The organism is Peptostreptococcus sp. (genome assembly GCF_977045075.1).
This window is the reverse complement of the sequence record NZ_CDRRTB010000020.1, coordinates 1-19890: the sequence shown is the minus strand read 5'-3', so window position 1 is coordinate 19890 and position 19890 is coordinate 1. Positions and strand designations below refer to the sequence as shown.

21 protein-coding genes are annotated in these 19890 nt (G+C 39.6%); 19 read left to right on the top strand and 2 right to left on the bottom strand.

Annotated features, from left to right (window positions below; translation table 11 throughout):
* The 3 genes from ACW6OJ_RS03230 to ade form a co-directional block, all read left to right on the top strand.
* A partial coding sequence (locus ACW6OJ_RS03230) for an alkaline phosphatase family protein (protein WP_456095751.1) occupies window positions 1-794 on the top strand: 794 nt, incomplete at its 5' end.
* 1 nt (window position 795) lies between these two features.
* Window positions 796-2028: an MFS transporter gene (locus ACW6OJ_RS03225; RefSeq protein ID WP_455105072.1), complete on the top strand. Its 1233-nt coding sequence runs from the start codon at window positions 796-798 to the stop codon at window positions 2026-2028.
* A 102-nt stretch (window positions 2029-2130) separates the two neighbouring features.
* Complete coding sequence (ade, locus tag ACW6OJ_RS03220; RefSeq protein WP_455105073.1) at window positions 2131-3852, top strand: adenine deaminase; 1722 nt, start codon at window positions 2131-2133, stop codon at window positions 3850-3852.
* A gap of 55 nt (window positions 3853-3907) precedes the next feature.
* Here the strand turns inward: ade and rpmB are convergent, their stop codons facing one another.
* Window positions 3908-4096 carry a 50S ribosomal protein L28 gene (gene rpmB / locus ACW6OJ_RS03215; RefSeq protein ID WP_293429148.1) on the bottom strand — a complete coding sequence of 63 codons (189 nt, stop codon included), beginning with the start codon at window positions 4094-4096 and terminating at the stop codon, window positions 3908-3910.
* Between the two features lie 149 nt (window positions 4097-4245).
* Here rpmB and ACW6OJ_RS03210 point away from each other — a divergent pair, with 149 nt between their 5' ends.
* The 14 genes from ACW6OJ_RS03210 (at window position 4246) to nusB (ending at window position 17731) form a co-directional block, all read left to right on the top strand.
* Window positions 4246-4596: an Asp23/Gls24 family envelope stress response protein gene (locus ACW6OJ_RS03210; protein WP_314496515.1), complete on the top strand. Its 351-nt coding sequence runs from the start codon at window positions 4246-4248 to the stop codon at window positions 4594-4596.
* Between the two features lie 14 nt (window positions 4597-4610).
* Window positions 4611-6275: a DAK2 domain-containing protein gene (locus ACW6OJ_RS03205; RefSeq protein WP_455105074.1), complete on the top strand. Its 1665-nt coding sequence runs from the start codon at window positions 4611-4613 to the stop codon at window positions 6273-6275.
* Between the two features lie 142 nt (window positions 6276-6417).
* Window positions 6418-8475 carry an ATP-dependent DNA helicase RecG gene (recG, locus tag ACW6OJ_RS03200; protein WP_455105075.1) on the top strand — a complete coding sequence of 686 codons (2058 nt, stop codon included), beginning with the start codon at window positions 6418-6420 and terminating at the stop codon, window positions 8473-8475.
* A gap of 194 nt (window positions 8476-8669) precedes the next feature.
* On the top strand, window positions 8670-9230 hold the full coding sequence (gene rsmD, locus ACW6OJ_RS03195) for a 16S rRNA (guanine(966)-N(2))-methyltransferase RsmD (RefSeq protein WP_455105076.1): 561 nt from the start codon (window positions 8670-8672) through the stop codon (window positions 9228-9230).
* Entirely contained in the window at window positions 9220-9711 is a 492-nt protein-coding gene (gene coaD, locus ACW6OJ_RS03190; RefSeq protein WP_293698957.1) for a pantetheine-phosphate adenylyltransferase, read from the top strand. The genes rsmD and coaD overlap by 11 nt, the downstream gene beginning before the upstream one ends.
* A 21-nt stretch (window positions 9712-9732) precedes the next feature.
* Window positions 9733-10278 (top strand): permease, encoded by a 546-nt coding sequence (locus ACW6OJ_RS03185; protein ID WP_293698927.1) that lies wholly within the window; start codon window positions 9733-9735, stop codon window positions 10276-10278.
* Between the two features lie 4 nt (window positions 10279-10282).
* Window positions 10283-11596, top strand: coding sequence for a tRNA(Met) cytidine acetate ligase (locus ACW6OJ_RS03180; RefSeq protein WP_455105077.1), 1314 nt, complete (start codon window positions 10283-10285; stop codon window positions 11594-11596).
* 113 nt (window positions 11597-11709) lie between these two features.
* The gene (locus tag ACW6OJ_RS03175; RefSeq protein WP_293698933.1) at window positions 11710-12909 is read left to right on the top strand and encodes an acetate/propionate family kinase; all 1200 of its coding nucleotides are present in this window, start codon (window positions 11710-11712) and stop codon (window positions 12907-12909) included.
* A gap of 66 nt (window positions 12910-12975) precedes the next feature.
* Window positions 12976-13494 (top strand): YceD family protein, encoded by a 519-nt coding sequence (locus tag ACW6OJ_RS03170; protein ID WP_455105078.1) that lies wholly within the window; start codon window positions 12976-12978, stop codon window positions 13492-13494.
* A 17-nt stretch (window positions 13495-13511) separates the two neighbouring features.
* Window positions 13512-13691, top strand: a complete 180-nt coding sequence (rpmF, locus tag ACW6OJ_RS03165; RefSeq protein WP_007790120.1) for a 50S ribosomal protein L32 — start codon at window positions 13512-13514, stop codon at window positions 13689-13691.
* A 116-nt stretch (window positions 13692-13807) separates the two neighbouring features.
* Complete coding sequence (plsX, locus tag ACW6OJ_RS03160; RefSeq protein ID WP_293698939.1) at window positions 13808-14824, top strand: phosphate acyltransferase PlsX; 1017 nt, start codon at window positions 13808-13810, stop codon at window positions 14822-14824.
* A gap of 30 nt (window positions 14825-14854) precedes the next feature.
* Complete coding sequence (locus ACW6OJ_RS03155) at window positions 14855-16831, top strand: fructose-1,6-bisphosphatase (protein WP_455105079.1); 1977 nt, start codon at window positions 14855-14857, stop codon at window positions 16829-16831.
* Window positions 16832-16902: 71 nt separating this feature from the next.
* Window positions 16903-17244, top strand: coding sequence for an Asp23/Gls24 family envelope stress response protein (locus ACW6OJ_RS03150; protein WP_293429169.1), 342 nt, complete (start codon window positions 16903-16905; stop codon window positions 17242-17244).
* Complete coding sequence (gene nusB / locus ACW6OJ_RS03145; protein WP_455105080.1) at window positions 17237-17731, top strand: transcription antitermination factor NusB; 495 nt, start codon at window positions 17237-17239, stop codon at window positions 17729-17731. Before ACW6OJ_RS03150 ends, nusB begins: the two co-directional genes overlap by 8 nt.
* 71 nt (window positions 17732-17802) lie before the next feature.
* Here the strand turns inward: nusB and ACW6OJ_RS03140 are convergent, their stop codons facing one another.
* On the bottom strand, window positions 17803-18852 hold the full coding sequence (locus ACW6OJ_RS03140) for an FAD:protein FMN transferase (RefSeq protein ID WP_455105081.1): 1050 nt from the start codon (window positions 18850-18852) through the stop codon (window positions 17803-17805).
* Window positions 18853-18938: 86 nt separating this feature from the next.
* Here ACW6OJ_RS03140 and ACW6OJ_RS03135 point away from each other — a divergent pair, with 86 nt between their 5' ends.
* Entirely contained in the window at window positions 18939-19313 is a 375-nt protein-coding gene (locus ACW6OJ_RS03135) for a NusG domain II-containing protein (protein ID WP_455105082.1), read from the top strand.
* 17 nt (window positions 19314-19330) lie between these two features.
* On the top strand, window positions 19331-19890 hold a 560-nt coding region (locus ACW6OJ_RS03130), incomplete at its 3' end, for a uracil-DNA glycosylase (protein ID WP_456095750.1).

Here is a 19890-nt window from a genome sequence, read left to right as displayed (position 1 = left end):
TGGACAACTTCTCTCATGCATCCTTTATGTATGCACTTGATAGGTATCCAGCCCACATAAATATGGTCCACTATATAGACCTAGACTCACAAAGACATGAATATGGATTTAATTCTAGGGAGGCCCAAGATGCCATGCTGAGGCTTGATAAGAGGCTAGGAGACCTGGTGACCAAACTAAAGCAAAAGGGAATTTACGAGGACTCTGTTATAGTTGTCCTTGGAGACCATAGTAGTATAGATGGACACACTAACATATATCCAAACAAGCTTTTGGAAGGAGCAGGTCTACTGACTAAGAGCCAGGACAACCTGGTTGCTAACTATAAGGCTGTGTGCAAGTCTGCTGATGGATCTGCCTATATATATGCAGGTCAAGATGTAAGTAATAAAGACCTGATGGAGGCTATAGAGCCACTTATATCTAATGGGGCAATTGAAAGGGTATATAATAGTGAGGAAGCCCAAGAGATGGGTGCAGACCCATCCTGCAGGTTTATGCTTGAAGCGGCAGTTGGCTACTTTTTTAAGGATGAGGTGGAAGACCAGGCCTTGATAAGGGTCTTAGAGGCACCGAAAAGATCCTCGAAGGTATGTATAAATAATCACGGATATAACCCATCTAGCAAGGAAAACTACGAAACAGTATTTTTAGTTGCTGGTAAGGGAATAAAAAAGAATGTATTTTTAGACGAGATGTCACTGACAGATGAAGGACCTACCCTGGCTGCTATACTTGGCCTGGAAATGAAGGGTACTGATGGCAGGGCACTAGTGGAGATTTTGGAGGTTTAATGTGTTAAGAGTTACAAAGAAAGAAAAATCGTGGATTCTGTACGATTGGGGCAACTCGGCTTTTACAATGACGATGCTAGCGACAATCCTACCTATATATTTTACAGCAATGGTGGGAGAGGCAGGTTTGTCCAAGGCAATGGCAACTTCTTATTGGGGCTATACTAATGCCATTGCATCCCTAATAGTGGCTGTTCTATCACCTTTTATGGGTGGCTTGGCAGACTATATGGGTGTAAAGAAGAAGTTCTTTACTATCTTCTCTATGCTGGGTATTATATTCTCAGGAATGATTACCTTTATACCTTATGGCCAGTGGCAACTACTTATGGCTACCTATATTATTTCACTTATAGGTTTCTCTCTAAGTAATGTATTCTATGACTCATTCTTGACTGATATAACTACAGAAGAGAGGATGGATATGATATCATCCCTAGGATATGCATTTGGCTATATCGGTAGCACAATACCATTTATTATTTGTATGGGTATTATAATGGCTGCTCAGAAGTCTATACTGCCTATATCCACTATTACGGCCAGCAAGATATCATTCTTTATAACCACTATGTGGTGGCTGATATTCACCCTGCCAATGTTAAAAAATGTAGACCAGATACATGGAAAGCCATATGAAAAATATAGGTTCAAGGACTCTATTGCTATGCTCAGGAAGAGCTTTTATAGGGTTAGGAAGAACAGAAAGGCATTTTTATTCCTATGTGCCTACTTCTTTTATATAGATGGAGTTGATACAATTATTAGGATGGCAGCTAGTTTTGGTACAACTGTAGGAATAAATTCTACAACCCTACTGGTAATACTGCTAGTCACTCAATTTGTTGCCTTTCCATTTGCTATTATATACGGGAAACTAGCCCAAATTTTTAAGGGTAAGGCCATGCTAATTGCAGGTATATGTGTTTATATTGTAATATGTATACTTGCCTTCTTCCTTAAGACGGCTAGGGAATTCTGGATTTTATCTATCCTTGTCGGTAGTTCTCAGGGGGGTATACAGGCCCTGAGTAGGTCATACTTTGCCAAGATGATTCCAAAGGAAAATTCAAATGAATTTTTTGGCTTCTACAATATATTCGGTAAGTTTGCAGCCATAATGGGACCATTTTTAGTAGGTATTGTTACCCAGATTACAGGTGATGTAAGAAATGGCGTCTTGAGCTTGATTCTTATATTTATTGTTGGCGTAGTATTACTACTTAAAGACTAGCACTAACCTGTAAAGGGTCTTATATAGAATTTAAATAAAGTAGACTATGGGACCTTGATCATGAAGATTGGGTCCCATATTTTAAAGGAGGGTGAGCCCTATATGAAGATAGAAGACTATAAAAAATATGTTAAATATACACTAGGTGAGAAAAAGTCAGACCTAGTTTTGAAAAATGCCAGACTCATAATGGTTCAGTCAGGAGAAGTTCTGGAAGCTGATATAGCCATCAAGGACCATTTTATAGTTGGCATTGGTGACTATGATGGTCGAGAAGAGATTGATTGCAGGGGCAAATATATAAGTCCAGGCTTTATAGATTCTCACCTCCATTTTGAGTCTACCCTGGCAAATCCAAAAGAGTTGGTCCATTATGCATCACGTTCTGGTACTACAACCTTTATAGCAGACCCCCATGAGGCTGCCAACGTTGCAGGTCTAAAGGGCATAGACTATATACTGGACCAGACAAGGGAGGCAAGTGGGGATGTGTATATAATGGCACCCTCTTGTGTACCCTGTAGGGATGGGGAAGATACAGGCTGTCTAATGGGGGCTGACGACCTTAGTAAGCTATTAGGTAGGTCTAGGATTTTGGGACTTGGTGAGGTCATGGACGAAAGGGCAGTCATAGGATGTGAGTCTAGGATGATGGACAAGCTAGAAATTTTTGAAAATAGGGTAAAGGATGGCCATGCCATATCTATAGAGGGCAAGGACCTGGCAGCCTATGCCATGTCTGGTATTTTAACAGACCATGAGTCAACAGAATATGAGTATGCTATGATGAAGGTTAGAAACGGCATGTATGTCCATATTAGAGAGGGGTCAGCAGCTAGGAACCTGGAAGCAATAGTCAGGGGTATAATAGAAAATAAGACCGATATTTCCAGATTTACCTTCTGTACAGACGATAAGCACATAGAGGATATTCAAAGAGAGGGCCATATCAGCCATAATGTTAGGAAGGCAATCGGTCTTGGCTTGGACCCTCTCGATGCCTACAAGATGGCCAGCTTAAATCCGGCCCAGTGTTATGGTCTAGACGACCTAGGCATGCTGGCAGTCGGCAAGAAGGCCAACCTGATAATTCTCAACGACATGGACGGTGTCGATATAGATAGGGTTATGTATAGGGGAAAATTTATTGACAAGGTATATGAGGGCAATAAGAATAAGGTAGATTCAGACTTACTTAATAGTATTCATATTGACTGGTTTAAGGAAGAAATGCTAGCCTACAAGAGTAGACGTTATGCGATAGGCATGGTAGAAGGGGAAATATTGACCAAATTGCTTGATCTGGATAATGATAGGTTTGAAGAGCTTAATCTGGGAGGCAAGAAGGACCAAGAGTATGAAGACTTTGGTCGGACTATATCAAAGGTGGCTATAATAGAAAGACACCATAATACAGGCAAGTATCATGTGGCCAAGGTCTCGGGTTATAATATAAAAAATGGGGCAGTAGCCTCAAGTGTATCCCATGATTCCCACAATGTAATAGTCCTTGGTGACAATGATAGGGATATGATGTTGGCCATTGACAAGCTAAAGGAAATGAGGGGTGGATATGTCCTGGTAGAAGATGGCCATATATTCGATGCCCTGCCACTACCGGTGATGGGACTTATGAGTGATCTGGATAGCGAAAGGATGAATGAAACACTGTCAAGGATGATTAAAAGGGCCCACCAGATGGGTGTACCAAAGGGTATAGAACCATTTATAGCCCTATCATTTATAGCCTTGCCAGTAATACCTGAGGTAAGGATAAGGACAAGGGGCCTATATGATGTTTTAGGCGATAGATATCTTGATTAGAAAAAAATTTAATACAACAAAAAAAGATACCAGCTCATGGTATCTTTTGTCGTCATTATGCTCTTTCAACTTTTCCTGAACGTAGACATCTTGTACAAACAGAAACTCTCTGAGGAGATCCATCAACAACAGCCTTCACGTTTCTTATATTAGCTGACCAAGTTCTCTTATTATGCTTATTTGAGTGTGATACCTGGTTTCCAGATATTTTACCTTTACCGCACACGCTACATACTTTTGACATTACGCACACCTCCTTAATACTAAAATATTAAGCCTAAAAACATAATTAATAATATCATAGTGGTATGAAAAAATCAAGTAAAAAATTGCATTACTGCTTATTTTTTTGTATAATAGTGTATAAGAATATATATAATTTAGGAGGTCAACATGAGTTCAATTTTAACTAGTAAATTAGGAAATATAGAAATAGACAAAAATGTATTGGCGCAGCTTACTTATAAGGCTGCTACAGAAAGTTACGGCTTGGTTGGCTTTTCATCAAAGTCAAAGGGGATAGTAGAACTTTTAAAGGGTGAGAACGCCACTAAGGGTGTTAATATTGTAGAAATTAACGAAAATCAGGTAGATATAGAAATTTCTGTTATATTACAGTATGGTACAAACATTACAACAGTTGCCAACAATATTATTGAGAGAATCAAGTACACTGTTGAGACGTATTCTGGAATAAAGGTTAACTTAGTTACTGTAAGTGTTCAAGGAATAAGAGTCAAATAATCAGGAGGAGAGAAATGATAGAAAGTATTAATGGTAAGTTGTTAAAGGAGATGTTTATCTCTGGTGCAAACCATCTACAGAACAATAAGGATTTGATAGATAAGCTAAATGTATTCCCAGTTCCAGATGGAGATACGGGTACAAATATGTCGCTTACAATAGCTTCAGCTATAAAGGAATTAAAGACTATAAAGTCTGATTCTATAACTGACCTAGGTAAGGCCCTATCTAAGGGGTCATTGATGGGGGCCAGAGGTAACTCAGGAGTTATCCTATCACAGATTATAAGAGGTATAGCTAAGTCTATAGAGGGTAAGGACCAGCTAAGCGTTGAAGACCTTGCCAAGGCCCTAAAGTCAGGTTCTGATACTGCCTACAAGGCTGTAATCAAGCCTATAGAGGGTACGATCCTTACAGTTGTAAGAGAATCAAGTGACTTTGCCGTAAAGAATTCAAAGAAGGCTAAGGACTTTGTAGAATTTATGGAAATGTTAGTTGAGGAAGCCGACAAGTCTCTTGAAAGGACACCAGACCTATTAAAGAATCTTAAGGATGCTGGGGTTGTTGACTCTGGTGGTAAGGGCTTGGTATGTCTGTACGAGGGTATGTTGAGTGCCTTAAAGGGTAATCCTGTAAGGCTACAGGCTGGTGGCGAGGAAACTAAGTCTGCCCCAACTACAGGTGTTCACAGTGATAGTGCTAGGGATGTAGACATCAAGTTTGGCTACTGTACTGAATTTATACTAGAATCACAGGAAGTAGATTCTGATACTATCAGGGATATAATGATGGGTTATGGAGATAGCTTAGTTGTTGTAGGTTATGATGGAGTTATCAAGGTTCACGTTCATACTAACAACCCTGGTAAGGCCCTAGAAGAGGCCCTAAAGTTTGGTCAGCTATTGACTATAAAGATAGAAAACATGAGACTTCAGCATGAAAACCAGATTATCACTGATGAAGAGCAGGAAGAACTTGATCAGGTAACTGCTGAGGACGATTTTGTTGTAAATGAAGAAGAAAAGGAATTTGGATTTATCACGACTACTATGGGTAGGGGTCTAGCAGACATATTCGATGAGCTAGGTGTTGACATAGTTATCGAAGGTGGTCAGACAATGAACCCATCTACAGAGGACTTTATGAATGCAATCAAGATGATAAATGCCAAGAACATATTTATTATGCCTAACAACAGCAATGTAATAATGGCTGCCAACCAGGCTAAGGAGCTATCAGATAAAAATGTATATGTAGTTCCTACTAAGAATATACCACAGGGTATCAGCTGCATGGTTACATTTGACCATGATGCAGACCCAGAAGCAAATATGAAAAACTTTGAGTCTGTTCTTGAAACTATTAAGTCAGGAGAGATTACTTATGCAGTAAGAGATACCGTAATGGGTGGCATAGAGGTTGCTGAAGGTGATGTAATTGGTATCACTGGTAAGGCCCTAATTTCTTCAGGTAAGCAGGTTGAAGAGGTTACTAGAAACGTCATTAAGGAAATGGTAGATGATGATGCAAGTATAATTACCCTATACTATGGTGAAGATGTAGAGGAAGATGCTGCAAGACTATTTGCAGAGAATATCCAGGATGAATTTGAAGACCTGGATGTAGAACTTTACTATGGAGGTCAGCCTCTATACTACTACCTGATATCTGTGGAGTAGGCTTTAAATGCAAACTACAAGAGACCGCTAGTAGCCTAACATTGTGTTGACGCTTAAAGAGATAAGGCTAGGGATCGTAGTTGTAATAATATATTTGAGTATAGGTAGTCCAACCTATACTCTTTTCATATATGGAGGAAGCATGTACAGTGTATTAAATGAAAATATACAATTTGTAAAGGGGATAGGTCCCAAAAAGGCAGAAAAGATGGCCAGGCTGGGAATATTCACAGTCAAGGATGCCCTCTACTATTTCCCAAGGCAATTTGAAGATAGGAGTAGGCAGAAAAAAATATTCCAGCTAGAAGAGGGCGAAAAAACGGGTGTAAGGGTCAAGATAGACAGGATAAACTCAGTTAGTCGTAGAAAATTTAGCATTACGGAATTTTATGTCAGCGATGATACTGGCAAGGCCAAGCTGGTGTTTTTCAATAAGGCCTATCTAAGAAATACCTTTAGGGTGGGTGACATAGTCAAGGTATTTGGAAGTGTAAAAAAGAATCTTGGACCTGTTACTGAGCTACATAATTGTGAGATAGAATACGATAAATTAGATAAAAATACAGGGATAATAGTACCGGTATATAGTCTTACAGCAGGAGTAGGTAATAAGGAAGTCATGGGGATGATAAGGAATATATTCGAATCATCAGATATCAGTATAGACGAATACCTGCCCAAATGGTTGGTTGACAAGTACAACCTGTGCGGGGTTGACTTTGCCATAAAAAATATGCATTTTCCGGAAAAAAAAGAGAATGTAAAAATCGCCATGTATAGGCTGATCTTTGAAGAGCTGCTCTTCCTCCAGCTAGGCCTTTTTACTGTAAAGGGTAACAATAAGGTTGGTAAGGGGATAAGATTTCAAAGGCACAAGAACATGGATAAGATAGAAGAAAAACTTCCATTTAAACTAACTCGTGCTCAACAGAAGGCCTATGATGAAATAATTGAGGATATGACATCTGACAGGATAATGAATAGACTAGTTCAGGGGGATGTTGGCTCAGGTAAGACGGTTGTCGCCCAGTTGGCCTTGGCTAATTGTGTCCTAAATGGTTATCAGGGAGCCTACATGGCTCCAACTGAAATTTTAGCCAAACAGCATATGGAGAGTTTTAAGAATTTCTTTGAAGGTACGGGCATTAGGGTTGAGGTCTTAACTGGCAGCTCCACAAAGAAGGAGGCCAGAGAAATCCTTGAGGACCTAGCAAGCGGCCAAGTAGATATCCTGATTGGTACCCATGCCCTAATAGAGGATAGGGTAGAATTTGCCAGCTTAGGCCTGGTAATTACGGATGAACAGCACCGCTTTGGTGTCAACCAGAGGGGGAGGCTGACTTCAAAGTCTGAAAATCCGGATGTCCTGGTAATGACGGCCACACCTATACCTAGGACCCTGGCCCTTATCCTATATGGAGACCTTGATATATCGATAATAGATGAGTTACCACCAGGCAGGAAACCTATAGAAACCTTGGCTATAGAAAAGAGAAAAAGAGAGTCCTACTATATGTCTAAGGTTAGGTCAGAGATAGAAAAGGGAAGGCAGGTATATGTGGTATGCCCACTGGTAGAGGAAAGTGAGACCCTAGACCTAAAGTCAGCTAGTGAGGTATATGACGAGCTAAGGTATGACTTCTTTAAGGACCTTAGGGTGGGACTTTTACACGGGAAAATGAAGGCAAGTGAGAAGGACCAGGTTATGGAGGCCTTTAAGAACCACGAGCTAGATATACTTGTATCGACAACTGTAATAGAAGTAGGTGTAAATGTACCTAATGCCAGTCTGATGATAATTGAAAATGCAGAGAGATTCGGACTTGCCCAGCTCCACCAGTTGAGAGGACGTGTGGGTAGGGGGAGTGAAAAATCCTACTGTACACTCATATATGGGTCAAAGACAGAAATTTGTAGGCATAGGATGGCTATAATGGAAGAGACCAACGATGGCTTCAAAATATCAGAAAAGGACCTAGAGCTAAGGGGACCAGGAGACTTTTTTGGTACCAGGCAGCATGGTCTGCCTGAACTAAGGGTAGCTAACCTATTCAAACATATGAAGATACTTAGACTGGTCCAAAAAGAGGCCAGAGAAATATATGCCCAGGATCCAGCTCTTAGGGTCAAGGATAATGAAGGGATAAGACTTAAAATAGAGGAAATGTTTAAGTCAATAGGTGGAAATATATCCATATAGATTTACATGTATAGCATTATATTAGTTAAATAAATACTTAGAAACTATAGTTCATTTATCTTATTATTTTAGTATAATATTTATATCTATTTGTATTTATAATATTTTGTCTAAAATAAGAACATTAATCTAGTTAAATACTATATTGTATGATAAAATATATCTAAGTAAAGATTTTATTAGGGGGACTAGGAGTGAGAGTAATATCAGGAAGTGCCAGGGGGCTAAAACTCAATACACCAGGAGATGATAGGGTAAGACCTACCACTGACAGGGTAAAGGAGTCCATGTTTAATATAGTACAGGACTGGGTTTATGATAGCCAGGTGCTAGACCTTTTTGCTGGTAGTGGTGCCCTGGGAATAGAGGCATTGTCAAGAGGTGCAAGCCAGGCAGTGTTTTGCGATAATAGTCTCGACAGTATCAAGATAATAAAGTCTAATATCGAAAAGGCAAGAGTGGCTGATAGGAGCCAGATAGTTAGTGGTGACTTTAAAAGGTGCCTAAGGGATATGGGGACAAAAAATCAAAGTTTTGATATGATTTTTATCGACCCTCCCTACTATAAGGGGCTTTTTGAAGAGGTCCTAGATACTATAAGGGCCTGCAAGATATTGAAAAAAGACGGAATAGTCATAGTTGAACACGATGCCAAAATGCCTATAGGTCAAGTTGAGGGTCTAGAGGTTTACAAGGAAAAAAAGTACGGTATTACAATGTTGACTTTCTACTGTTTGGAGGATGATGATGAGTAAGGGTGTAAAGGCCATATTCGCAGGGACGTTTGATCCTATTACCAATGGCCATATAGATATAATTGAAAGGGCTGCCAAGATGTTTGATCACTTGGAGGTGGGTTTGCTGATAAATCCTAACAAGGAGACCCTATTCTCTATGGATGAGAGGATGGACTTGATTAAGGAATCAATCAAGCACCTGGAAAATGTAAGTGTGATTAGCTTTGATGGTCTTTTGATAGAATATTGTATAAAAAATGATATAAGTGTACTTGTTAGGGGGGTTAGGACTATAGCTGATATGGAATATGAGCTACAGATGGCTCATATGAACAAGGAATTAAATGATAAATTGGAGACTGTTATCTTGCCAACTAGCAAGACATATTCTTTTATCAGTTCTTCGCTTATAAAAGAGGTGCTCCACTTTAATGCTGATGTGAGCAACCTAGTACCAAGATGTGTAATTGAAAAGCTAAAAGGAAAAGAATTAATATAGTATATAAATTGGAGGATAAATATGAACGAAGATATCAAGATTATGCAAATACTTTCCGATATGGAAGAAATGCTTAACCAGGCTAATGGTTTCCCACTTTCAAAGAAAGTAGGGGTGGATAGGGACGAAATGCTTGACCTAATAGATGAGCTAAGGGGAGCCCTACCATATGAACTTGATACTGCCCTAAAAATTATAAAGGAGCAGGACTCTATTCTTGAATCTGCTAGAAATGATGCAGACTTCCTTAGGGAAGAGGCCAAGAGGGAGAGAGAACAGAAAATCAGAGAATGTAATGACGAAATCATAATAAAAAACAAACAGGTTGATGCAGAAATTGAAAGTATGATGAAGGAAGCCACTATCAGGGCTGAAGAGCTTGTATCTGAAAGTAAGATAAACAAGGATGCCAAGGCTAGGTCCGAAAAGATGATAAAGGAAGCTACAGACTACTCGAGGGACCTTAGAACAGGGGCTAGAAACTACTCTATAGAGCAACTAGAAAGTGTTGAAGCTACTTTAGTAGAAATCCTATCCGAGGTTAGAAAGGGTAAATCCCAGCTATAGGCATATGAAGTTAGGTGGAATAATAGCAGAATACAACCCCTTTCATAAGGGACACAGTTACCAGATTCAGGAATTCAAGAGGGTATCCTCTTGTAGCCACCTCGTGGTAGCCATGAGTGGTAACTTTGTACAAAGGGGAGGTCCTGCCCTAGTGGATAAGTATGCCAGGGCCCAAATGGCCCTAGAAAATGGGGTGGACTTGGTCCTAGAAATACCAAGCATCTTTGCTGGACAGACTGCTGAAATATTTGCTAGAGGGGGTCTACTCAGTCTAAATTCATTGGGCTGTGTAGATTCTTTTTGTTTTGGTTCAGAGGATGGTAGTATAGAGAGGTTAACTGGCCTGGCCAACTTTATCTATGACCAGGCTGACTGGATAGACAAGAGGGCCAAGGACCTGATGAAGACTAGTCTATCTTATGCGAAGGCGAGAGAAGAGGCCATTAAAGAGGGTTTTAGAGACTTTGATATAGGAGAAGTCTTGGGTCAGTCTAATAATATATTGGGCCTAGAATACCTTAAGGAGGGAAAAAGGCTAGGAACGACTATGGAGCCAGTAACCATAAGGAGAAAGGGATCTTCATATAGTAGTCAGGACCTAGATGGAGACCTCCCATCAGCAAGTGCTATTAGGGCTGCCCTATTAGGATCGACTACAAAAATAAGGACTGGACAAGCTTTAGGTATGGCAGATAGTGTCTTATCTGGCACTGACTTAGACAAGCATCTAGGTAAGGCTATTGATGAGTCAGTTCTTGATATAATCAAGGGAATTATGGACCAAGGAACCGGTCTTATGGGAGATGAAGCCTTCTTTGGTGAAATATCCTATATAGTTGCCAGGGAAAGCGGCAGGTTAGAGGAGTATTTTGAGGTCAATGGTGGCCTGGATAGGTCTATAGAAAAACATATTCTAAGGTCTGTGACTATGGGAGAGGCAGTAGAAGCCTTGACCAACAAGTCTCACACAAGGGCTAAGATAAGAAGGGCCCTATACAATATCCTGCTCGGTATCAGGGGGGAAGACCTAGACCAGGTGAAGCATATCGAGAGCCTTCCCTATATAAGGGTTTTAGGTATGACCCAAGGGGGTAGGGATATACTTAGGATGGTAAAGGAAGAGTCCAATATTAGTATAGTAACAAGTCCGGCAAAGTCTATAGATAGTGACCAATACAGGGAGAATGCCTTGTTCAGAAAACTCCTAGATATAGATATGAGGACATCGGCCATCTATTACCAGAAATACTATTCCAAGAATCCGGACCTACTGGCAAGGGGTCAGGCAGATTTTTTTGATACAAGATTTAATTTTTGATTCAAGTAGATTTTTTAAGTTTGTTTTTTTAAGAAGCATATGTACTTTTTCTAAAAAAAGTGGTATATTAACAGAGGTAAAATAATTAAGATTAAGTGGAGGAATGTAATTAAATGAAAGTTTTAGTGTTAAATTGCGGTAGTTCATCATTAAAGTATCAGTTAATCGATATGGAGAATGAAGCAGTACTTTGTAAGGGATTGGTTGAAAGAATAGGAATAGATGGCTCAATCCTTAAGCATGAAAAGGAAGGTCTAGATGGTAAGCATGTTGTAGAGCAGCCAATGAAGGACCATAAGGATGCTATCGGCCATGTTCTAAGTGCTGTAGTTGATCCAACTGTTGGAGCTGTAAAGGAAATGAAGGAGATAGATGCTGTTGGACACAGAATAGTTCACGGTGGAGAAAAGTTTGCTTCTTCTGCAGTCTTGACTGATGAAGTAATAGCTGCAATCAAGGATTGTAGTGACCTTGCACCACTACACAACCCAGCTAATTTAATGGGTGTAGAAGCTTGTAAGGCTATACTTCCTGATGTACCAATGGTAGGTGTATTCGATACAGCCTTCCACCAGACAATGCCAGAAAAATCTTTTATGTATGGTTTGCCTCATGAATTATATAAGAAGCATGGTATAAGAAGATATGGATTCCACGGAACTTCTCACCTATACGTATCTCAGAAGGCTGCAGAAATGCTAGGTAAGAAGCCAGAAGACCTAAAGATAATCACTTGCCACCTTGGTAATGGAGCATCTATAACTGCAGTAGACGGCGGTAAGTCAGTAGATACTTCAATGGGTCTAACTCCACTAGAGGGTCTAATCATGGGAACTAGATGTGGTGATATAGATCCAGCCATAATACCTTTCGTTATGAAGAAGGAAGGTCTTGACGCTGACGGTGTTGACAAGCTAATGAACAAGGAGTCAGGAGTATACGGTATGACAGGTATATCTTCCGACTTTAGAGATATAGAGGATGCAGCAGCTGAAGGAAACCAGCTTGCTATAAATGCCCTAGACGCATATGCTCAGAGGGTAAAGAAGTATATAGGTGCTTATGCTGCTGAGATGAATGGTGTAGATGCAATAGTATTTACAGCTGGTCTTGGAGAAAATGGTATAGGCATGAGAGAAATGATCTGTGCTGACATGGACTTTATGGGAATCAAGCTAGATCCTGAAAAGAATGATGTAAGAGGTAAGGATAGGATAATCTCTTCAGACGATTCAAGAGTAAAGGTATTATTGATACCAACAAACGAAGAATTGATGATAGCAAGAGATACTTTAAGACTATCTAATCGTTAAAAATACTTGACAAATAAGACTCAAATATGTATAATAGACAAGTAATGTTTTAGAGGTGATAAATTTATGAAGCTAAATATAGATTCTCTAACTAATAAAGAGAGAGAAAGTGTAGACTTTGATTTTTGTGAAAATGTAGAGTCGATTAGATATTATGGTGTAGATTATAATTTGATATCACCCCTGCGTCTAACTGGTAGGATATCCAGGGTGGGAAGGAATTTTTTACTGAAGGCTAAGGTAGACTTTGATTACAAGGGTGCCTGCTCAAGATGTTTAAAAGACCTTGATGTTCCGGTGGCTTATGAGATAGATGCATACTTAATGAAAGAAACGTATGATGAGGATAGTTATGAAGATGTAGATATATTTCCTCTAGAAGGGACAGAGATTGATCTCTTGAAACTTGTAGACAGTACTCTGACTTATAACATGCCTCAAAAAGTGTTGTGTAGCGAAGATTGCAAAGGAATATGTTCGGGCTGTGGGGTAGACTTGAATACTAAAGACTGTATATGTGAAGACTCCATGGACGACGATGACATTGATCCTAGATTTGCTAAATTAAAAGAATTGTTAAAATAGAGTAAGGAGGTGTCTTCATGGCAGTACCAAAGCGTAGAACATCTAAATCTAAAACTAAAATGAGAAGAGCGTCTAATTCAAAGATGGTTCCTACTGGTTTTGTTGAGTGTCCACAGTGTCACGAACCAAAGTTACCACACAGAGTTTGTCTAAGCTGTGGATCATACGATGGTAAAGAAGTAGTATCAGTTGACTAATTAGATTTTAGAAAACGAAATATGATTTTTAGGTAGCGTAAGCTTTTTTGCTTACGCTATTTTTACGTTCAAAAATGTGATATAATTTAATTAGTAGCTTTAAATGGAGGTTAAATATGAAGATAGTTATAGATGGAATGGGCGGAGATAATGCACCTATGGCCCCTGTAGAGGGAGCCTGCATGGCCGTCAAGGAATACGGTATAGATATAGTAATAACAGGTGATAAGGGCCTACTAGAGGCAGAATTAGCCAAGTATGATTGTGACAAGACAAAGATAGAAATAGTTCCTACTAGCCAGGTCATTACAAATGATGAGAAGCCAGTAGTTGCTATTAGGAGGAAGACGGACTCATCTATGGTAGTGGCCCTTAATATGGTTAAAAATAAGAAGGCTGATGCCATGGTATCAGCTGGCAGTACAGGGGCCCTTCTAAGTGGCGGTGTCTTTGTAATTAAAAGGATCAAGGGCATTAGCAGGCCTTGTATTTGTACAGCCATACCTACAATGGATGGGGGACTTAGCCTTTTATCAGATACTGGTGCCAATGTAGACTGTGATGCCCAGCAGTTAGTTGACTTTGCAGCCATGACTAATATCTACGCCAAGAGGGTTATGAAGATAGACAAGCCTAGGGTTGCCCTGGCCAATATTGGTACAGAAGAGGGCAAGGGTAATGACCTAGTAAAGACTACATTTGACCTACTGAAGGACAGGAATGACATGAACTTTATAGGCAATATGGAGACTAGGGAAATACTCAATGGTGTTTGTGATGTAGTTATATGTGACGGCTTTATAGGTAATATGATAGTTAAGACCCTAGAGGGAACAGTACTTTCACTTTTCAAGAAGTTAAAGGAGACTATGATGTCTTCTACTAAAGCTAAGCTAGGAGCCCTAATGATGAAAGATAGCCTAAGAGGGCTAAAGGACTCGCTTGACTACTCTTCACATGGTGGTGCACCATTTTTAGGAGTAGAAGGAGGCCTAATAAAGGCACATGGTAGCTCTGATGCTAGGGCAATCAAGAATGCTATTAGGCAGGCGATACAGTTTGTAGATGGAAATGTAGTCGAGGAAATTAGGGCATATATATCAAGCGACCAGGAAAAGGAAGAAGACAAGTAGGTAAACCAGTCGAGTGTTTTGGAGGTAGATATGAGAGATAATTTAGCTGTCGACGAAAAGGACCTTAAGTTCAAGTATTTGAAACTGATGTCCAACCAGTATAAGACAATATCTGAAGCAAGTACGGAAATAATCAATTTAGAGGCAATATTGAACCTACCAAAGGGGACAGAGCATTTTTTATCAGACATACACGGAGAGCATGAGCCCTTTATCCATGTTTTGAAAAATGGGTCAGGCGTGGTTAGGAGAAAGATAGATGAGCTCTTTACAAATACCATGATGGATTCGGAAAAGAGGTCCTTGGCTACCTTGGTCTACTATCCATTTAGCAAGATAGAGATGATAAAGAAGACTGAAGCAAATATGGAGGACTTCTATAGGATATCTATATATAGGTTAGTGGAATTATGCAAGTATTGTTCTAGTAAGTATACCAGGTCTAAGGTTAGAAAGCTCCTGCCAAAGGACTATGCCTATGTAATAGAAGAACTAATGCATGAGCACAGAAAGAGCGAGCATAAGGAAGAATACTATGTATCTCTAGTAGAATCTATTATTACGCTGGGCCAGTCAGAGGACTTTATAGGGGCCCTAGCCAAGGTAATACAAAAGTTGGTGGTTGACAGGCTCCACATAGTTGGCGATATTTACGACAGAGGACCAAGGCCAGACCTAATAGTAGATAGGTTGATGGACCACCACAGCGTTGACATACAGTGGGGTAACCACGACATACTTTGGATGGGGGCAGCAGCAGGTGAAAAGACTTGTATAGCAAATGCCTTGAGGATATCATCTAGGTACGATAACTTGGATATTATAGAGGATATATATGGTATAAACCTACTTCCATTGGCCAGCTTTGCCATAAATACCTACAGGCATGATCCATGCAGTGAATTTCAGCCTAAAGTTGACCGTGATGATTCAAATATGAGGGAAATTTCCATGATAGCTAAAATCCACAAGGCTATCAGTGTTATACAGTTCAAGCTGGAAGGAGCCATTATAAATAGGAGGCCAGAGTATGAAATGAGCCATAGGTTGCTTCTAGACAAGGTCGACTATGATAAGGGAACCATAGTAATCAAGGGTAAGACCTATCCTCTTAAGGATACTAACTTTCCAACTATAGACCCGAATGACCCTTATAGGCTTACAGAGGAAGAAGGGGAGATAATCGACAAGCTAGCAGATGCTTTTATGTCAAGTGACAAGCTTCAAAAGCATGTAAACTTTCTATTCTCTAAGGGTAGTATTTACCTTAAGTACAATGGCAACCTCCTAATCCATGGTGGCCTTCCACTTAATGATGATGGAAGCTTTATGTCCATGGAACTAAAGGGACAGAGGTATTCGGGCAAGGCTTTGTTAGACAAGATGGAATCCCTGGTTAGGGAGGCCTACTATGAGGAGGATGAAGAAAAGAGGTCCTATGGTCTGGACATGTTCTGGTACCTATGGACAGGCAAGTGTTCTTCCCTATTTGGTAAGGACGATATGACTACCTATGAGAGGTACTTTATAGAGGACAAGGCAACTCATAAGGAGAACAAAAACCCTTACTTTAACCTGAGAGAGGACATGACCATCCTAAAGAAGATCTTTGACGAGTTCAATATGGACTTTGACGAAGACCATATAATTAATGGCCATGTTCCAGTTAAGTACAAGAAGGGAGAAAGTCCTGTCAAGGCCCAGGGTAAGGTTTTAGTAATAGATGGTGGATTTTCTAAGGCCTATCAGAGTAAGACTGGTATGGCAGGCTACACCCTAATATACAATTCAAGAACGCTACAGCTGGTTGCCCATGAGCCTTTTACATCAAAGGAGGACGCTGTTAAAAACGAGAGAGATATCATTTCATCTACAGTCTTGGTAGAGCACAAGGCCAAGAGAAGGATGATTAAGGATACAAATGATGGCCTACAGCTATTGGAGAGGGTAGAGGATCTTAAGGACCTTCTAGCTGCCTATAGGTCAGGCCTTATAAAGGAAAAATAATTTGCAAAAATAAGTATATTTTGGTATTATTGTAGCATAAGATAATAGTGAAATAAACATGGAGGTGTACTATGGAAAATTTAGGTCAGATAAAGATTTCAAATGATGTTATACAGACAATAGCTGGTTTTGCAGCACTAGAAATAGACGGTATAGACAAGTCTACTTCATTTACAGACAAGCTATTTAGGAATCACGGGATAAAGGTAAGTGTTGAAGATGACAAGGCTATAATAGACATAGATATAGCTGTTAAGTATGGTCAGGTAATACCAGATGTATCACTTAAGGTTCAGGAAAGCATAGTAAACGCAGTAGAAACTATGGCAGGTCTTAAGGTTGATAAGGTAAATGTACATGTTGATAGCCTAGTGATAAAAAAGGAAAAGGCAGAAAAGAAAGAAAATGACTAGAGCTAATAATTTAATAATGCAGAGGAAGGTTTCTAGGGAAATATTTATGAAGTATCTCTATAGCAGGGCCGTATCAAATGCGGGCTGGGAGGGTCTAAGTCAAGACCTAGATAGCTTTTTGGATTCAGTAGAAGACGATGCTATAGAAATTCACAAGTCACATGGTGGCAAGGAAATAGATATGCTAGATTCTTATAGGGAGGTCATATTGGATTCCTCATATTTGATGGATGCAGCCAGGGCTGTTGAAGACAATATAGTGGCCATAGATGCCTATATAAATGAGTATGCGAGAAACTGGACTACAGATACAATGCCTGCAGTTGACGTTGCCATCTTGAGGTTGGCTGTTGCTGAAATCAAATTTATGTTTACTATACCAGAGGCTGTTGCCTGCGATGAAGCTGTAAACATTGCTAAGAAGTATTGTGACGACGATGCCTACAAGTATATAAATGGTATACTTGGAAGTGTTATGAAGGCATAATTTAATTAGATCAACAAAGAGGCCTGGTGTGGATATCCACACTAGGCCCTATATTTTTGCTCATATTAAGTTTAGTTGACAAGACTGTAGCTTGAATTTTCTAGTTTGAACTTGTCTTTAAGTCCCTTAGTAGTATAGACCTTCTTGTCATTTGTAATAAAGATGGCATCTACATCGTCAAGCCCCTCTATAAACTTCATACCTTCCTCAAGGCCAAGGCCAAAAGTAGAGGTAGAAAGGGCGTCCCCATCTATAGACTTTTTAGATATTATAGTTACACTACTTAAGTTATTTTCGAACGGATAACCAGTAGCCGGGTTGATCATGTGGTGGTAGACCTTACCGTCTTTTTCTATAAATCTCTCATATACACCAGATGTTACTATAGACATATCTGTTAGCTGTATAGTTCCAAGAGACTCTGTATTAGTCTTGGCCGGGTCCTGGACACCTACATTAAAGTCGGTCTTCCTGGCATTTTGACCAAATACATATATATTTCCACCTAGGTTTATAATAGCATTTTTTACACCATTTTCCTTGAGATAGTCAGCTAGTTTGTCAGCACAATAGCCCTTGGCGATACCACCTAGGTCTATTTTCATGCCTTTCTTTTTAAGATAGACAGACTTTTCTTTGTCATTTAGGCTAATATCCTTGTAGTTGACAAGAGGAAGCAAGCTTTTGATTTCCTCAGATGATGGAACTCTTGCAGACTCATTACCAATATTCCATATAGAGGAAATAGCACCAACTGATATATCAAACTTTCCACCTGTCTTTTGGGAATAGTAGATGGCCTTTTTGATTACAGTATAGGTATCGTCAGAAACCTTGATAGGCTGGATACCCGCATTTTGATTTATCTTTGAGACTTCACTTGAAGCCAGCTGGGAGCTCATCTTGTTATGTATGTCAAGGACTATCTTGTCAGAAGCAGGAAGAACCTTGTTAGCCTTGGACTTCCTAGTGTTGATGACACTGATCTGGTTTACAGTATCCAAGTAATAATTAGTAGTAGAAAAAGTACCGACCTTATCTATAACTGTAAAATAAAATATAAGACCAATAATAAAGAAAATTATTATTGATGCAAGTATCTTAAGATTTGATTTTTTCATTTTTACCTCCATTTATGTTATAATCAATATAGCACAATAAGTATTATAACATATTTTAAAGCATATGAGTAGAATTAGGAGAAGAAATGAAAAAGAGAGACATAATCCTTTTTGGAATAGTGGGCATACTAATTGTACAGGGAGTCCTTATAAATAAATATATGAATTCAGGCCAGGGTGCCAGGGTAGAGGTTTATGTAGAAAACAAGCTATATAATACCTATCCCCTAGACAAGGACCAGAAGATAAGTATAAAGGAAAAAAATGGTAGGATAAACAATATACATATCCATGACAAGGGAGTCGAAATGACTAAGGCCAACTGTCCAGACAAGGTCTGTATCCATACGGGCTTTATAGATAAGCCAGGCCAAAGTATAGTCTGCCTACCACACAAGATAAATATAAAGATAATTAGTGATGATGACAGCCAGCTAGACAAGGATGTAATTGTAAAATAGTATGACAGGAGGGCCTTATGGTAAATATAGGTAATGATTGGGACCAGGTCTTAGTTGATGAATTTAAAAAAGAATACTACCTAAAGTTAAGGGAGTTTCTAAAGTCAGAGTATAGGAGTCAGCAGGTATTTCCAGATATGTATGATATTTTTAATGCCTTGAAATATACATCATATGAAGGGACAAAGGTATTGATATTGGGCCAGGACCCCTACCATGATGATGGTCAGGCCCATGGCTTGGCCTTTTCTGTAAAGCCGGGTATAAAGACACCACCGTCCCTTTTAAATATGTACAAGGAGCTGAGGGATGAGCTAGGTCTATATATACCAAATAATGGCTACCTAGTACCTTGGGCCAGGCAGGGTGTACTATTACTCAACACGGCCCTGACTGTAAGGGCCCACCAGGCAAACTCCCATAAGGGTATGGGTTGGGAGACCTTTACAGACAATATAATATCCTACCTAAATCAAAGAGAGGAGCCTGTAATATTTGTACTATGGGGGGCAAATGCAAGGTCTAAAAAGAAGCTTATAGATGGATCGAGGCACCATATACTAGAGGCCCCCCATCC

What these genes read in the sequence shown, in the direction of transcription:
- plsX (WP_293698939.1), top strand. Translation starts at nt 13,808, where the DNA reads ATGAAGATAGTTATAGATGGAATGGGCGGAGATAATGCACCTATGGCC.
- ACW6OJ_RS03135 (WP_455105082.1), top strand. Translation starts at nt 18,939, where the DNA reads ATGAAAAAGAGAGACATAATCCTTTTTGGAATAGTGGGCATACTAATT.
- rpmB (WP_293429148.1), bottom strand. Translation starts at nt 4,096, where the DNA reads ATGTCAAAAGTATGTAGCGTGTGCGGTAAAGGTAAAATATCTGGAAAC.
- recG (WP_455105075.1), top strand. Translation starts at nt 6,418, where the DNA reads ATGTACAGTGTATTAAATGAAAATATACAATTTGTAAAGGGGATAGGT.
- ACW6OJ_RS03175 (WP_293698933.1), top strand. Translation starts at nt 11,710, where the DNA reads ATGAAAGTTTTAGTGTTAAATTGCGGTAGTTCATCATTAAAGTATCAG.
- ACW6OJ_RS03185 (WP_293698927.1), top strand. Translation starts at nt 9,733, where the DNA reads ATGAACGAAGATATCAAGATTATGCAAATACTTTCCGATATGGAAGAA.
- coaD (WP_293698957.1), top strand. Translation starts at nt 9,220, where the DNA reads ATGATGAGTAAGGGTGTAAAGGCCATATTCGCAGGGACGTTTGATCCT.
- ACW6OJ_RS03155 (WP_455105079.1), top strand. Translation starts at nt 14,855, where the DNA reads ATGAGAGATAATTTAGCTGTCGACGAAAAGGACCTTAAGTTCAAGTAT.
- ACW6OJ_RS03180 (WP_455105077.1), top strand. Translation starts at nt 10,283, where the DNA reads ATGAAGTTAGGTGGAATAATAGCAGAATACAACCCCTTTCATAAGGGA.
- ACW6OJ_RS03140 (WP_455105081.1), bottom strand. Translation starts at nt 18,852, where the DNA reads ATGAAAAAATCAAATCTTAAGATACTTGCATCAATAATAATTTTCTTT.
- rpmF (WP_007790120.1), top strand. Translation starts at nt 13,512, where the DNA reads ATGGCAGTACCAAAGCGTAGAACATCTAAATCTAAAACTAAAATGAGA.
- ade (WP_455105073.1), top strand. Translation starts at nt 2,131, where the DNA reads ATGAAGATAGAAGACTATAAAAAATATGTTAAATATACACTAGGTGAG.
- ACW6OJ_RS03210 (WP_314496515.1), top strand. Translation starts at nt 4,246, where the DNA reads ATGAGTTCAATTTTAACTAGTAAATTAGGAAATATAGAAATAGACAAA.
- ACW6OJ_RS03205 (WP_455105074.1), top strand. Translation starts at nt 4,611, where the DNA reads ATGATAGAAAGTATTAATGGTAAGTTGTTAAAGGAGATGTTTATCTCT.
- ACW6OJ_RS03170 (WP_455105078.1), top strand. Translation starts at nt 12,976, where the DNA reads ATGAAGCTAAATATAGATTCTCTAACTAATAAAGAGAGAGAAAGTGTA.
- nusB (WP_455105080.1), top strand. Translation starts at nt 17,237, where the DNA reads ATGACTAGAGCTAATAATTTAATAATGCAGAGGAAGGTTTCTAGGGAA.
- ACW6OJ_RS03150 (WP_293429169.1), top strand. Translation starts at nt 16,903, where the DNA reads ATGGAAAATTTAGGTCAGATAAAGATTTCAAATGATGTTATACAGACA.